Below are 14292 nucleotides of genomic sequence, written 5' to 3' on the forward strand. Positions count from 1 at the left end.
GCGGCGATGATAGGCCAGCGCCGAAGTTCACCGCCGTCGCCGGCGGATTCGCCGCTTCCCCCAACGTTTTCCGATCAGGCCGAGCTGGGGATCGCGCAGATCGAATCAGCGGGGAGCGTGACCGTGACCTCGGTGCCCGCCGGGGGCAGGCGGTCGAGGTCGCGGTGCAGCACCAGCGCGGTGATCGGTGGGGTGGTGTCCAGCAGCACGCGGGCGAGCGGGAGCGTCGGCACCACGTCGCGGATGCGGGTCCGGGCTCGCAGCGCGGGCGCCTGCTGGTCGTCCGCATCGATTCGGACGTCCTCCGGCCGGTAATGCACCGTCCTGGTCGCGTTGTCCGGGGCGATGTTCAGCCGGAGCTCGCCGACGTGGCAGCCGTCGGCGTCCCGGTCTACCGGACCTAGTGCGGTCCAGCCGAGCAGCCGCGCGGCGGTCGCGTCGGTGGGGTGCCGCGCGACGTGTCCGGCCGCGCCGGTTTGGCGCAGGGTGCCAGCGGCGATGATGGTGACGTCGGTGGCGATTCCCAGGGCCTCGTCGCGGTCGTGGGTGACGTGGATGGCGGGCACGGCGAGCTCGCGCAGGGCGTCCCGCACTACCACGCGGAGCTCTTCGCGGACGGGTTGGTCCAGGGCCGAGAGCGGTTCGTCGAGCAGCAGGGCCGCGGGCTGGGCGGCGAGCGCGCGGGCCAGCGCGACGCGTTGGCGCTCCCCACCGCTGAGCGAGCGGGGCGACCTTTTCGCGAGGTGGGCGATGCCGAACATGTCCAGCAGGTCGTCGACCTTTCGGCCGCTGCGGTCCCGGCGCAGGGACGGCGCGAAGCCGACGTTGTCGTGGACGGACAGGTGGGGGAACAGCGCGGCGTGCTGGAAAACCACGCCGATGCGGCGTCGTTCCGGTGGCAGTGCGGTGATGTTCTGACCGTCGAGGAGCACGCTGCCGTTTCGAGCGGTGCGGAATCCCGCGATGGTTTCCAGCAACACGCTCTTACCCGCGCCGGAGGGGCCGAGCACGGCCATGACCTGTCCCGCCGGAACGGTCAGATCCAGCGGGCCGAGGCGGAAGTTGCCCGCCTGGGCGAGCAGTCCGGACACCGAGAGCACGCCTACCTCCTGGCCCGTTCCGCGCCGACGACGAGCCAGCCCGACGCGAGGGTGCGGAGCACCAGGAACGTCGCCAGCGCCACGACGAGGAGCAGCACGGCCGCCGCGGAGGACTCGGTGAGCCCGGAGGACAGGAAGAGGTCGTAGATGGCGACCGGCGCGGTGGCCGGGTAGTAGGCGAGGATGGCGACCGCGCCGAACTCGCTGATCGAGCGGGCGTAGACCAGCACGGCACCGGTCAGCACACCCCGCCACGCCAGCGGCATGGTGATCCGCCGGAACGTCTGCCAAGGCGTGGCGCCGAGACTCCGCGCGGCGCGTTCGACGTCGTGATCAAGGGTTTCGAACACGACGCGGGCGCTGTTGACCGCGAAAGGCGCGCTGACGAACAGCATCGCCACCACGATTCCGAACTGGGTGCCGTAGAAGGACACGCCGGTGGCCTCCAGCGGGCCGCCGATCCAGCCCGTGCGGCCGAACACGAACAGCAGCGCGATCCCGGCGACGGTGTGCGGAATGGCCAACGGCAGGTCGACCACCGCTTGGACCAGCGCCCGGCCGGGGAACCGGTGCCGGGCGAGGAGGTAGGCCAGCGGAACCCCGAGGAGGGTGGCGATCACGGCCGTGACGGCTGCGGCTTCGACGCTCAGCAGCAGCGCGTCGCGAATCTGCGCGTTGGCGATCGCGGCGCCCAGGCTGCTGGGCGAGCTGGCGGTGACCATGCCGAGCACCGGCAGCAGGATGAAGCCCACCAGCAGCCCGCTGGCCAGCCACAGCAGCGCCGGGAACACGCCGACCGACAACCGCACGGCAAGTCTGTTCACTCAGCCTCCGGGCAGCGTGGTCGGCTTCGTGACCGCGGCCAACGAGGCGGGCAGGTTCGCGCCGCCGGACACCGCGGGGTTGAGCACGGTGAAGCCGTTGTCGCTCATGATCCGCTGTCCGGCCGGGCTGAGGACGAACTCGACGAACCGCAGCGCCGCCGCCCGGTTGGGCGCCTTGGTGGGGATCGTCAGGGCGTACACGATGGGCCGACCGGTCCGGACCCCGGACGCCGTCGGCAACTGGACGGCTTCGTAGGCCGCGGCCTGAGCCGGGTCGGACAGGTCGATTTGCGCGGGGAGATCGATGAACCGCAGGTCGTGCTGCAGCGCGTCGGAGCGGTAGATCCCCAAGTAGTCGATCTGCCCCGACGTCACGGCGGGCAGCAGCTGGGTCTCGGTGCCGACCATGGTCTCCGCCGGGGAGTTGGCCAGCACACCAGCCGCCAGATTCGGTTGACCGTAGTAGTTCTGGGCCAGGTTCAGCATCTGCAGCACCTGGTAGCCCGACGGGTCGGTGTCCGGGTTCGACCGGCCGATGCGCACGCCGGGCCGCGACAGGACCTGGTACCAGTTCTCGGGGGTCAGCTCGGCGGCACCCGCGCTGTGGTCGGTGTAGGCGAAGGTGATCCGGTTCGAGGCGAAGCCGGCGTACCAATCGGCGAACTTGGTGCCGTCGTCGGTTTTGAACATCTCCGACGGGATCAGCGTGTAGTCGGCGACGCCGACCACGTCGACCGGCGTGCCCAGCTCCGTCGCCCGCCGAACCACCTCGACGCTGCCCGCGAACCGCGACTGCACGGTCACGTCCGGGTTCTGCTCCTTGAACGCTGCGATGACCTCGCCGAAGGGACGCGCCAGGGTGCCCGCGCCGTTTACGACGAGCGTGCCGGACACCGGTCCCGCCGGATCGGTGTTCGACGACGAGGGGGGCGACGGCGAGCCGCAGGCCGCCGGCGCAACGGCGCACAGCGTGGAGAGCACTATCGTCAACCGGAAGCCGCGCCGCATACCTGTCTCCTTCTGTGGCAGCACAGATGCCGCACAAGGCTATGCGGCCATGGATCTTGAGGACAACACCCTTGACTCGCTACCTCGAACTCAGCGCCGAAATCGCGCGGGCCATCCGGGCCGGGGAGCTGGCGCCGGGAGCGGAGTTGGCGAGCGTGCGCGACCTGGCCCGGAGCCGGTCCACCACGGTCGCCACCGCGAGCCGCGCCTACCACCACCTCGCCGAGCACGCCGTGATCCGGCTTGAGTCGCGGCGGCGTGCGACGGTCAGCCCGGACGGCCCAATCGCCGCCCAGCGCCTGCTCGGCGGCTCGCTGGTGTTCCGGCTCGCCGGTAGCGACGACCCGGCCCTGGACCGACTGCTGCGCCACGTCGGCGAAGCCGTGTCCGTCGTCCCCGCGCCCGGGAGCCTGCAGGGCCTCACCGCCGTCGCCAAGGGCACCGCCGACGGCGCCACCGTCCACTTGCGACACCACTCCGGCGTTTACAACGCCCCATTCGCGCGGGCGGTCCTGCGCGGTAGGTCTCCGACGCTGGTCCACCTGTGGCGCCGCGAGCAAGGACTGCTGCTGCCCGCCGGAAATCCCCGTGGCATCACGGACATCCGCCAGATCGGTGGACTGCGCATCGCCAAGCGGAGCCCCGGCACGGGCACCCGGATGCTGCTGGACGACGTCCTGACGACCGCCGGGCTCTCGCCGGATGACATCCCCGGCGCGGAACTGGGCTCGCACCTGGAGGTCGCGCTCGCGGTCGCCACCGGCGCGGTGCACGCGGGCCTCGCCGTCCGCGCTGCCGCCGCCGACCTCGATCTGTCGTTCCTGCCTGTCGCGTGGGAGGACTACGACCTCGTCCTGTCAGCCAACGCGCTCGGCGCCGCCGCCCCGCTGATCCACGCGGTCCAGGACCCGGCCGTGGCGGACGCCATCACCGCCCTCGGCGGCTACGACCTTTCTCGGGCAGGCGCCATCGAAGAACTCAACGGCTGAACACTGACGAGCTGGCGTTTCCAGACAGACCAACGGAGTTCCTGCTGTCCGGTGCAACGGGCGAAATGCAGTGGAGTCGGGGCGCCCCCCCCCCCCCCGCCCCCGCCCCCCCCCCCCCCCCCCCCCCCGGGGGGGTGTGGGGGGGCCCCGGCGGCGGGGACCCCCCGCCCCGCGCCCCCGGGGGGCCCCCCCGCCTCACCCTCCCCTGGTTTGGTCGCCACCACCCCCCTCTGTCTTCCCGGGTGCGCGGGGGGTGCCCCCCCCCCGGGGGGCGCGCGCCCCCCCCCCCCCCCCCCCCCCCCCCCACCGCCCCCCTCCCCCCGGCTGACGGTTTGCTCGTCGCCGAAGCGACTGGAAACCACGGCCGACTCCCCGATGCTTCCCCGAGCACCTCTCCGCTGCCTTCGACACCACCTACACGCACGCCCACCGGACAACGGTTCACCGAACGTCCGTGATCGCGATCACACGCCGAGTTGGCGACCTTCGCCCCACCCGAGAAACCGCTTCGCGCCTCTCCAATCCAAAGAGGAGGGAGACGCACCCGAAATCGGCGCCTTCGGAAGGTGTTCACGACTGGGACCGCACGGGAATCAGGTGAGTGCGTGTGCGGCGCGGTAGCCGAGCAGCGAACTGACCTTCTCCGCGCCGCTCATCACCATCTCGGCCAGGGTCTCCTTGGCTTCCTCCTGGAAACGCACCTTCGGGATGGTGAGGGTCAGGCTGCCGACGGCGGTCCCGTCCGCGTCGAGAATCGGCGCGGAGATCCCTCGGGAGCCGGGAATCTTCTGGCCGCGCGAGAACGCCCAGCCCTGCTGCCGGATGAGCTCCAGTTCGCGCCGCAGCGCGCTCGCGCTGGGCGGTCGCTCGCCCGTGCCGGGGGCTGGCGGTCGGTCGGCCAGGACGGTGTCGATCTCCTCCTCGGGCAGGAAGGCCAGGATCGCGCGGCCGGAGGCGCCCCAGACGACCGACGCCGGGGAGTTCAGCTCGATCCGGTACGACAGCGGATTCGGCGAGGTGTGCTCGGCGGCGTAGATCATCTGACGCCTGCGGGGCAGGTAGACGCCGAGCAAGCAGGCTTCTTGGCTGCGCTGCACGACTTCGGCCATGATCGGGCGCGCGAGCTTCACCAGGTCGCGGCGGCTGGTCAGCAGCGCACCGAGCCGCTGGTATTCCACGGTCGGTCGCCATCGCCGCGTCACCGGGTCGGCTTCGAGCATGTCCTCCTTCGCCAGCAAGTCCAGCAGGCGGTGCACCGTGGGACGCGGCAGTCCGACCGTCTCGGCGAGCTCGGCGACGCTGATGTCCTCACCAGCCTCGACGACGGCGCGCAACACCGCGACGACCCGAGCGACTGTCCCGGTGGGTGCGACGGAATCGGTTCGCATAGTGGGCAACCCTATCACTCAGCGGACATCAGACGAGTCGCTCACCTGATTGACAACCCCACGTCACGGACCTAGTTTGAACGACACCAAGTCCACTGAACGATGAGTATGTCCACTCAGCGGACACTCGATCAGAGTTGATCGTAGGAGTCGAGCGAGATGACCTCAGCCCCACCGGCCAGCGCGCGCCGGATACGACATCGGGCGGCGCTGGCCGCCGGTGTCGGCAACTTCATGGAGTGGTTCGACTTCGCCGTCTACGGCTTCTTCGCGCCGACCATGGGGAAAGTGTTCTTCCCGGACAGCAGCCCCGCGATGGGCCTGCTGTCCTCGCTGGCCGTGTTCGGCGTGGCGTTCTTCTTCCGGCCCGTCGGCGGGCTGGTCCTCGGCTCGCTCGGCGACCGCCGCGGACGGCGGTTCACGCTCTCGCTGTCCGTGCTGATGATGGGCATCACGACCACCCTCATCGGCGTGCTGCCCAGCTACCAGGCGGTCGGCGTGCTCGCGCCGGTGCTGCTGGTCGTCTTCCGCTGCTTGCAGGGGTTCTCCGCGGGCGGCGAGTGGACCGGATCGTCGGCGTTCCTGCTGGAGATGACCCCGAGCCAGCAGCGCGGCCTGTTCGGCAGCGTGATCTCGGCGACCGCGGCGCTGGCCACGGTCGTCGGCAGCTTCGTCGCACTGCTGGTGCAGTCGTTGGTGAGCGCGGAGGACATGATCTCGTGGGGCTGGCGGATCCCCTTCCTGATCGCCGCGCCGCTCGCGCTGATCGGCCTCTACGTGCGGCTGAAGCTGGCCGAGACGCCGGTGTTCGAGGAGCTCAAGGCGCGCGGCGAGGTGGTTGACAAACCGCTGCGCCGCGCGGGCAGCCGCGACCTCAAGCCGGTCCTGCTCACCCTCGCGATCGCCGCGGTGCAGGGGCTGGGTTTCTACTACCTGGCCACCTACGTGGTGAACTACCTGTCCCAGACCGTGGGACTCTCGCGCACCAACGCACTGGTGCTCAGCGCGATCGGCCTGGCCGTCTACATGGCGCTGTGCCCGGTCGCCGGGATGATCTCCGACCGGTTCGGCCGCCGTCGGGTCAACCTCACCGGCAGCGTCGGCTACATCGTGCTGGGACTGCCCGCGTTCGTCCTGATGGGCCAGGGCGGCGTCGCACCAGTGCTGCTCGGCATGCTGCTGCTCGTCGTGCCGCAGTCGCTGGTCAGCGTCACCACCGTGGTCATGCTGGTCGAGCTGTTCCCGGCGGCGACCCGCTCCAGCGGCAGCGCGACCGGGTTCAACATCGCGCTGGCCTTCGTCGCCGGGCCCGGACCGTTCGTCGCCAGCGCGATCGCGAGCGCCACGGGCAGCAGCGTGTGGCCAGCCTCGTACCTGGTGCTGGTCGCCCTGGTCGCCACGGCATTCCTGTGGAAGCACTTGCCCGAGACCGCAGGTCGGCACATCGGTGCCGACGGGCACGTGCCGGAACCCAGCCGAGTACCGGAGGCGAGCTGATGGCCGAAGACAGCTACGAAGTTCTCGCGGTGCGCTTCGCGACCCGCCAGACCGTCGCGAGCCAGGTCTACCTCAACTACCACGTCTACGGCGAACCCGACCGTCCACTTGGGATGGACTACTTCTTCTGGGTGCTGCGCGGCAGCGACCGCACCATCGTCGTCGACACCGGTTTCACACCCCAGGTCGGGGACCGCCGGGGCCGGACGATGACCTGCCCGGTGCCCGAGGCGCTCAGCCGACTCGGCATCGATCCCGCCGGTATCGACCAACTCGTGATCACCCACGGGCACTACGACCACACCGGGAACATCGACCTGTTCCCCAATGCGGAGATCCTGATTTCCGGGCGGGAACTGGACTTCTGGACCGGGCCCTACGCCCAGCGGGTCCAATTCGGACACTCCGCCGAGCCGCCCGACATCGTGGCGATCAGCAACGCCGACCGGGAGGGGCGGGTCACCCGGCTGCCCGAGCGGCACCAGCTCGCACCGGGCGTCGAGCTGCGGGAGATCGGCGGCCACACCCCCGGCCAGCTGGCCGCGCTCGTCCGCACCGACGGCGGCACGGTGGTCCTGGCCTCGGACGCGGTGCACTACTACGAGGAGGTCGAGCTCGACCGGCCGTTCCTGGTGGTCGCCGACCTCGAAGCGATGTACCGGGGGTTCGACGAGCTGGCAGCGCTCGCCGCCGAACCCCGCACGGTGCTGCTGGCGGGCCACGATCCGCTGGTGCTGGAGCGGTTCGAGCCGCTCGACCCCACCGATCCCGGCTTCGCCGTCCGGGTCACGCCCGACGCGGAAGGGAAGGGCCGATGAGCCGTTGGCTGCAAGGAAAAGTCGCGGTGGTGACCGGCGCCGCCCGCGGGATCGGTGCGGCGAGCGCACACCGGCTCGCCCGCGACGGCGCCAGCGTGGTCGTGGTCGACCTCGACCACGATGCCGTGCGCGCGCTCGCGGACGAACTGCCCGGCCCGGCGGTCGCCGTCGCTGGCGACGTCTCGCGGGAGGAGGACGTCGAGCGCTACACGCGGCTCGCCGTCGAGGAGTTCGGTCGCCTGGACCTGCACCACCTCAACGCTGGCATCGTCGGCCCGTTCACCGAGCTGCCCGACCTGAGCGTCGATGACTTCGACCGGGTTCTGGGCGTCAACCTGCGCGGGCCCTTCCTCGGCGTGCGCGCGGCGTTCCGCCGGTACCGCGCCCAAGGCGGGTCCGGCGCGATCGTCATCACCGCGTCGATCGCCAGCCTGCGCGGCAGCCACGACCTCCTGCCCTACCAGGCGTCCAAGCACGGCGTGCTCGGGCTCATGCGCGCAGCGGCGATGTACGGCGGCCCGATGGGCGTGCGGGTCAACGCGGTCGCCCCCGGCCTGGTCCCGACCGGGTTGTTCAGCGCCGCCCGAGGCGAATCCGGTGGCGGCGACGACATGATCCGGCGCGGCACCACGGTTCCGTTGCGCCGCACCGGGACCCCGGATGAAATCGCCTCCGTGGTGGCCTTCCTGCTCAGCGATGACGCCGCATACGTGCACGGCGAAGTCGTGTCCGTGGACGGCGGATCCGCGATCGTCAGCACCGTACGGCCGTCGGGCGGCGCGGGCGCGTGGGACACCACCGCCGTGGACCGACGGGAAGAGGGAACGGAGACAGCATGAGTACGCCACGAATCGGCGTGATCGGGCTCGGCAACATGGGCGGCCGCATCACCCGCCGCATCGTCGACAGCGGGCAGCCGGTGATCGGCTACGACCCGGTGCCGGGACGTGCCGACGCGGCGGGTGCGACCGCCGCATCGTCGATCGCCGAAGTCACCAACGCCGCCGACCACCTGCTGCTGTCCCTGCCGGACAGCAACGTCATCGAAAAGGTGGTGCTCGACGACGACGGCGTGCTGGCCAACAGCCGGGACGGGCAGATCGTGGTCGACCTCAGCACCGCGGCGCCGTCGTCGACCGCGCGGCTGCACGCCGAGTTCGCCGAACGCGGCGTCGAATACGTCGACGCGGGCATCTCCGGCGGCGCGGCGGCTGCCGAGAAGGGCACGCTGACCCTGATGGTCGGCGGCTCCGCCGAGGCGCTGGCCAGTCTGGAGAACACGCTGAAGCCGTTCAGCGCCAAGGTGATCGCGATGGGCGGCAGCGGCGCCGGGCACACCACCAAGGTGCTCAACAACTTCCTCAACGCCGTCAGCCTCGCCGCCACGGCCGAGGTGATGGTGGCCGGGCGCAAGGCGGGTCTGGACATGCACCGGCTGCTGGACGTGCTCAACTCCAGCAGCGGCGTCAACTTCGCCACGCTCAACCGGTTCCCGCACATCGTGGACGGCGACTACCTCGAAGGCGGGCTCACCAGCACGCTGATGATGAAGGACATCGTGCTGTACGTGGATCGGCTGGGCGAGCTCGGCGTGCCCGCGCTCAACTCCGCTGGCCCGATGGCGAGTTTCGCCCTGGCCAACGCACTCGGCTACGCCGACCAGATCAGCAACCGCGTCGTCGACGCGATCGGCGACACCGCTGGCGGAATCCGGCTGCACGACGAGGAGGCGCAGTGAAGATCATCCACGGCAGGCCCGAGGAGGTCGAGACCGAGCAGCGGGGCGCGACGTTCGACGGCACGGTCTGGGCCGATCCGGTCCTGCCCACGACCGACGGCGTCACGATCAACTCGGTTTTCTTCACGCCGGGCGCACGCACGCACTGGCACCGGCACGAACGCGGCCAGATCCTGCAGGTGACCACCGGCAGCGGTTGGGTTTGCAGCGAAGGCGAAGCGCCGCAACGGCTTCAGCCCGGTGACGTGGTGTGGGTGCCGCCGGGCGAGCGGCACTGGCACGGCGCGAGCACCGGATGCGCCCTAGCGCATGTGGCCATCTCGCTGGGCACCACGCAGTGGGAGGAGCCGGTGAGCGAGGCCGAATACATCGGCGCGGAACGACAGTGAACGAAGGGGAGGCGGGGACCGTGGACCAGGCACGATTCGACGAGGGGCTCAAGGCGCGGAAGGAGGTGCTGGGCGCGGACCACGTCGAGCGGTCGCTGGCGAAGGTCACCGAATTCAGCAGGCCCGTTCAGGAACTCGTGACCGAGTACTGCTGGGGCGAGGTGTGGACCCGCGAAGGCTTGGAGCGCAAGACGCGCAGCCTGCTCAACCTCACGATGCTCACCGCCCTCAACCGGATGCACGAACTCGCGGTGCACGTCCGGGGCGCGGTGCGCAACGGCTGCACGCAGACCGAAATCCAGGAGGCCCTGCTCCAGACGGCGATCTACTGCGGTGTACCGGCCGCGCTGGAGTCGTTCCGCGTTGCTGAGCGGGTGCTGACCGAACTCCAGGAGGAAGGGATCGAGGTCCCATGACCACCCCACTGGGCCCTGGCTCGGTGCTCGGCTTCGTCGGGCTCGGCAACATGGGCACGCCCATGGTCCGTCGACTCGTCGAGGCCGGTTACACCGTCCGGGGCTTCGACACCGACCCGGCGGCACGCGACCGCATCGCCGAACTGGGCGCCACCCCGGTCACCGAACTGGCCGCGGTCGCCGAAGACGCAGACGCGATCCTGCTCATGCTGCCGAACTCCGACGTCGTGGAGCACGTGCTCGACGAAGCTGGACTGCTCGACGCCGCCACGCCCGGCACCGTGCTCGTCGACATGGGCTCGTCGCGGCCACGCTCGACGCAGATACTGGCCAGTCGGGCGGCAGAACGAGCTGTGCGAATGGTCGACGCGCCGGTATCCGGCGGAGTGGGCGGCGCCGAAGCGGGCACGCTCACCATCATGGTCGGCGGTGCAGCCTTGGACGTGGCGCGGGTTCGCCCGCCGCTGGACTTCCTGGGCGGCAAGGTCACCCACGTCGGCGATATCGGCGCGGGCCACGCCCTCAAGGCGCTGAACAACCTGATGTCGGCCACCCACCTGCTGGTCAGCTCCGAGGCTCTGCTGGCGGGCCAGGAATTCGGCCTCGATCCGGCTGTGATGCTGGAAGTCGTCAACGGCTCCAGCGGCCGCAGCGGGTCCACCGAGGCGAAATGGCCGAATTTCGTGCTGCCCGGCACGTTCGATTCCGGGTTCGGCCTGCGCCTGATGCTCAAGGACATGCGGATCGCGGTCGAACTCGCCCACGAGACCGGCTGGCCCGCGCTGCTCGGGGAAGCAGCCGTCGAACTGTGGGCCAAGGCCGCCGAGGAACTGCCGCCCGCGGCCGACCACACGGAAATCGTGCGGTGGCTGACGGACACGCACGAGGAAAGGGAAGAACGGGCATGACGTCGACGGCACTGACCGAGCGCCAAGAAGAACTCAAGGCCGAGTTCATCCGGGTCCGCGGGACCTGGAGCGACGCGTGGGAGAGCATCCTGCGACTGGACCCGGACTTCCTGGCGGCGTACCTGGAGTTCTCCGCCGTGCCGTGGCGGAAGAACCACCTCGACGACAAGGTCAAGGAATTCATCTACATCGCCGCCGACGCCGCTGCGACGCACCTCTACACACCCGGCATCCGCCAGCACATCCGGGCCGCCCTGGCGTTCGGCGCGACTCAGGAGGAGGTGATGGAGGTCCTCGAACTGACCTCCACGCTCGGCATCCACGCGGCCAACATCGGGGTGCCGCTGCTGCTGGAGGTGCTGGAGGAAGAGGGACTGCGCACCGGGCCGAAGCCGCTGGACGACAACCAGGAGCGGATCAAGGCCGAGTTCACCGAGAACCGCGGCTACTGGCACTCCTTCTGGGACGGGATCCTGGAGGTCGACCCGGAGCTCTTCGAGGCGTACACCGAGTTCTCGTCGGTGCCGTGGCGCACCGGTGTGCTCGAACCCAAGGTGAAGGAGCTCATCTACACGGCTTTCGACGCCGCCGCCACGCACCTGTACGTCCCAGGTCTGAAGCTGCACATGCGCAACGCCGTCCGCTACGGCGCGACGCAGGAGGAGATCGTGGAGGTGCTGGAGATCGTCAGCGTGATCGGCATCCACGCCGCCACCGTCGCAGTGCCGATCCTCGCCGAGGAGATCGAACGCGCCGAACAGGCGTGACCAGAGGCTGTTCCGGCAACGACGGCCGACGAGCCGGTGGGTCTTGGGATCCCACCGGCTTCCAGGTAGCCCCGACAAGACCGCGGATGCATGTCGGGGATCCCGGAGTCGAGAAGGCTTCTGAGGTTCCGCCACCCGCACCGCAAAGCAAGGTTCGAAGACAGGCTTTCACCAACCTCGGCCTGTTGATCTCGGGACCCCTCCCCGCCCGCCCGAGGTATCAATCTGTTGCTACCGAACAGCCCCACCCGAGGAGCAGTCCGTGCGCAACAGTACGAGGGCCGAGGTATTCCAACTGGCCGAAACGGTCGTGCGCAACCTGTGCACCCGCACCAACCTGCTCTGGATAGTCGAGTCCGATCTGCGGGCCAGGCTTCCCACGATCATCTACGGCGAAGCGACCGCCGCGCTGCCGGAACTGGCGCGGCGCGCCGTTGCCGAGGCGACGCCGGATCCAGCCGAAACCCAGCGGATGGTCGAGGAGAAGGTACGTGCCGACCTCGCCGAGATCATCCGGACGCGGGCCGACGAACTCGTCCCCGAAGTGGCCGGTGCGGCCGTTGCGGACGCGATGCCGGACATGGCCCAGCTGGAATCGCAGCTCGTCGGCCATGCGGAGCGGCAGGTGGCCGAAGCCGCCCAGCGGGAAACGCAGCAGGCCATCCCCGAGGTGGTGACCAGGTCATCGGCCGAGGTGTCGAAGTCCGTCATCGCGACGATCGGCGAGGAACAGCAACGCGCACTCGACTCGATCCGCGAGGCGGTGGAGAAGGAAGTCGAAAGCGCTCTCGCGGAGTTCACGCCGAACATCGTCCGGGTCAGCCTCCCGGAAGGCAGCACGATCGATGTCGGTGCGGATGCGCACCAGGTGCTGCCCGAACTGCTGGTCGCCCTGCACGCGCGCTGCCACGTGCTGCTGGTCGGCCCGGCGGGCACCGGGAAGTCCATGCTGGCCAAGCAGGCCGCGGACGGGCTCGGCCTCGACTTCCAGGCACTTTCCCTCGGGCCGACCACCCCGATGAGCAAGGTCTTCGGGTACTTCGACGCCCACGGGAACTACCACGACACCCCCTTCCGCCGGGCTTTCGAGCACGGCGGCGTGATGCTGCTCGACGAGATCGACAACGGTCATCCGGGTTTGCTGGCGGAACTGAACCAGGCACTCGCCCTGGGCACCTGCGCGTTCGCCGACGGGATGATCGAGGCGCACGAGAACTTCCGGCTGGTGGCCACCGGGAACACCTACGGAACCGGTGCTGACCGGCACTACGTCGGGCGACAGGCACTCGACGCCGCCACCCTCGACCGGTTCGTCGCGATCGACGTGCCGATCGACGAGAAGCTGGAAGAACGTCTCGCGCTGCGGCACGCCCCGTCCCACCACGACGCCGTCCGCGAACTGGTCGAGGAGATCCGACGGCTGCGGGCGCTGGCCGAGGAGAAGCAGCTGCCTGTGATCTTCTCGCCGCGCGCCAGCATCGACGGGGCCAAGCTCATCGAGGCCGGGGCGAGCATCGACCAGGTGCTGCGGTGGCGGGTGCTCCGCGGCCTGTCGAAGGCGCACCGCAACGCGCTCGAAATGGCTGACCGATGACCGGTTTCGCGATACCCCCGATGCTGTCCTGGCAGGACTTCCTCGACACCGCGACGGCCCCGGAGACCACGGATGTCGGCCGGTCCCGCACGAATGCCACCGAGTGGGCGGGAGCGAGCTGGGAGGAGGCGGTCCAGCTCGCCAGGGACGGGTGGCCGGTCCCGCTGGAACAAGCCGACGTCACGGTCGGCCAGTTGCGCGAACAAGCGGGTCTGAGCAAGGTCGTCACGGTCCTGGAACCGGCTTGGGACGTCACCGGGAGCGAAGTCGACATCGGTGCTTACCTGGCCGGAACACCGGAATGCATGGTGGACGCCGTGCCGCGGCACGTTTCGCGGCGGGGCAAGGTGATCACCTTCGTCATCCCCATGTCGTATTCGAGCGAGGTTCCGCACGCATCGATCATCAACCGCGGCCTCGCCCTGGCCACGTTGTGCACTGCCATCATCGAGGCCGGGCACAGCGTGGAGATCTGGTGCGGTGACGCCGGGATGGTGACACCTGAGATCCGGTTCTGCGCGATGGTCAGGGTGATCTCGGCTGGTGAACCGCTGGACATCGGAAGGCTGATCTTCGCCGCCGCCCATCCCGCGATGTGCCGGAGACTGTCGTTCGGCCTTTGGGACGCCCGTGAACCGGCCATCGTGCACGCCATGGTCGGCGCGGACTACGGATACCCGCCGTTCGACTGCCGTCCGACGGACCTGCCCCAAGAGATCGTCGACCCGTACATCTTCCCGTACCTAGCGGCGGGCGACGAGCAGTGGGACGACCTCAACACGGCATTGTCGTGGTGCCACTGGATGTTCGCCGACCTCGGACTCCTGCAGGAGTAGAGACATGAACCCTCGCGAAC

15 protein-coding genes are annotated in these 14292 nt (G+C 69.7%); 11 read left to right on the forward strand and 4 right to left on the reverse strand.

The window, feature by feature from the left end; all coding sequences use genetic code 11:
• Positions 1–74: 74 nt before the first annotated feature.
• From MOQ72_RS05500 to MOQ72_RS05510, 3 genes are read right to left on the reverse strand one after another with little or no spacing between them, the layout of a single operon-like run.
• A complete protein-coding gene (locus MOQ72_RS05500) occupies positions 75–1100 on the reverse strand; it encodes an ABC transporter ATP-binding protein (protein ID WP_242180973.1) in 1026 nt (341 codons plus the stop codon).
• A 2-nt stretch (positions 1101–1102) separates the two neighbouring features.
• Positions 1103–1924: an ABC transporter permease gene (locus tag MOQ72_RS05505; RefSeq protein ID WP_242180974.1), complete on the reverse strand. Its 822-nt coding sequence runs from the start codon at positions 1922–1924 to the stop codon at positions 1103–1105.
• Positions 1925–2932: an extracellular solute-binding protein gene (locus MOQ72_RS05510; protein ID WP_242180975.1), complete on the reverse strand. Its 1008-nt coding sequence runs from the start codon at positions 2930–2932 to the stop codon at positions 1925–1927.
• A gap of 71 nt (positions 2933–3003) precedes the next feature.
• On the opposite strand from MOQ72_RS05510, the gene MOQ72_RS05515 reads away from it, so the two are divergent.
• The gene (locus tag MOQ72_RS05515; RefSeq protein WP_242180976.1) at positions 3004–3921 is read left to right on the forward strand and encodes a substrate-binding domain-containing protein; all 918 of its coding nucleotides are present in this window, start codon (positions 3004–3006) and stop codon (positions 3919–3921) included.
• A gap of 593 nt (positions 3922–4514) precedes the next feature.
• Here MOQ72_RS05515 and MOQ72_RS05520 read toward each other — a convergent pair.
• Positions 4515–5309 carry an IclR family transcriptional regulator gene (locus MOQ72_RS05520; RefSeq protein WP_242180977.1) on the reverse strand — a complete coding sequence of 265 codons (795 nt, stop codon included), beginning with the start codon at positions 5307–5309 and terminating at the stop codon, positions 4515–4517.
• 159 nt (positions 5310–5468) lie between these two features.
• Here MOQ72_RS05520 and MOQ72_RS05525 point away from each other — a divergent pair, with 159 nt between their 5' ends.
• The 10 genes from MOQ72_RS05525 to MOQ72_RS05570 all read left to right on the forward strand — a co-directional run bounded on the left by MOQ72_RS05525 (position 5469) and on the right by MOQ72_RS05570 (position 14272).
• Positions 5469–6806 (forward strand): MFS transporter, encoded by a 1338-nt coding sequence (locus MOQ72_RS05525; RefSeq protein WP_242180978.1) that lies wholly within the window; start codon positions 5469–5471, stop codon positions 6804–6806.
• Positions 6806–7624 (forward strand): N-acyl homoserine lactonase family protein, encoded by an 819-nt coding sequence (locus MOQ72_RS05530; protein ID WP_242180979.1) that lies wholly within the window; start codon positions 6806–6808, stop codon positions 7622–7624. Before MOQ72_RS05525 ends, MOQ72_RS05530 begins: the two co-directional genes overlap by 1 nt.
• The gene (locus MOQ72_RS05535; RefSeq protein ID WP_242180980.1) at positions 7621–8463 is read left to right on the forward strand and encodes an SDR family NAD(P)-dependent oxidoreductase; all 843 of its coding nucleotides are present in this window, start codon (positions 7621–7623) and stop codon (positions 8461–8463) included. The genes MOQ72_RS05530 and MOQ72_RS05535 overlap by 4 nt, the downstream gene beginning before the upstream one ends.
• A complete protein-coding gene (locus tag MOQ72_RS05540; RefSeq protein WP_242180981.1) occupies positions 8460–9362 on the forward strand; it encodes an NAD(P)-dependent oxidoreductase in 903 nt (300 codons plus the stop codon). The genes MOQ72_RS05535 and MOQ72_RS05540 overlap by 4 nt, the downstream gene beginning before the upstream one ends.
• Complete coding sequence (locus MOQ72_RS05545; protein WP_242180982.1) at positions 9359–9751, forward strand: cupin domain-containing protein; 393 nt, start codon at positions 9359–9361, stop codon at positions 9749–9751. The genes MOQ72_RS05540 and MOQ72_RS05545 overlap by 4 nt, the downstream gene beginning before the upstream one ends.
• Before the next feature lie 20 nt (positions 9752–9771).
• Positions 9772–10167 carry a 4-carboxymuconolactone decarboxylase gene (gene pcaC / locus MOQ72_RS05550; RefSeq protein ID WP_242180983.1) on the forward strand — a complete coding sequence of 132 codons (396 nt, stop codon included), beginning with the start codon at positions 9772–9774 and terminating at the stop codon, positions 10165–10167.
• Positions 10164–11075 carry an NAD(P)-dependent oxidoreductase gene (locus MOQ72_RS05555; RefSeq protein ID WP_242180984.1) on the forward strand — a complete coding sequence of 304 codons (912 nt, stop codon included), beginning with the start codon at positions 10164–10166 and terminating at the stop codon, positions 11073–11075. The genes pcaC and MOQ72_RS05555 overlap by 4 nt, the downstream gene beginning before the upstream one ends.
• Positions 11072–11842: a carboxymuconolactone decarboxylase family protein gene (locus MOQ72_RS05560; RefSeq protein ID WP_242180985.1), complete on the forward strand. Its 771-nt coding sequence runs from the start codon at positions 11072–11074 to the stop codon at positions 11840–11842. Before MOQ72_RS05555 ends, MOQ72_RS05560 begins: the two co-directional genes overlap by 4 nt.
• A gap of 262 nt (positions 11843–12104) precedes the next feature.
• On the forward strand, positions 12105–13436 hold the full coding sequence (locus MOQ72_RS05565; RefSeq protein WP_242180986.1) for an AAA family ATPase: 1332 nt from the start codon (positions 12105–12107) through the stop codon (positions 13434–13436).
• The gene (locus MOQ72_RS05570) at positions 13433–14272 is read left to right on the forward strand and encodes a DUF7192 family protein (protein ID WP_242180987.1); all 840 of its coding nucleotides are present in this window, start codon (positions 13433–13435) and stop codon (positions 14270–14272) included. The genes MOQ72_RS05565 and MOQ72_RS05570 overlap by 4 nt, the downstream gene beginning before the upstream one ends.
• Positions 14273–14292 lie beyond the last annotated feature (20 nt).

The organism is Saccharopolyspora soli (genome assembly GCF_022678645.1).
GTDB lineage: Bacteria > Actinomycetota > Actinomycetes > Mycobacteriales > Pseudonocardiaceae > Saccharopolyspora > Saccharopolyspora soli.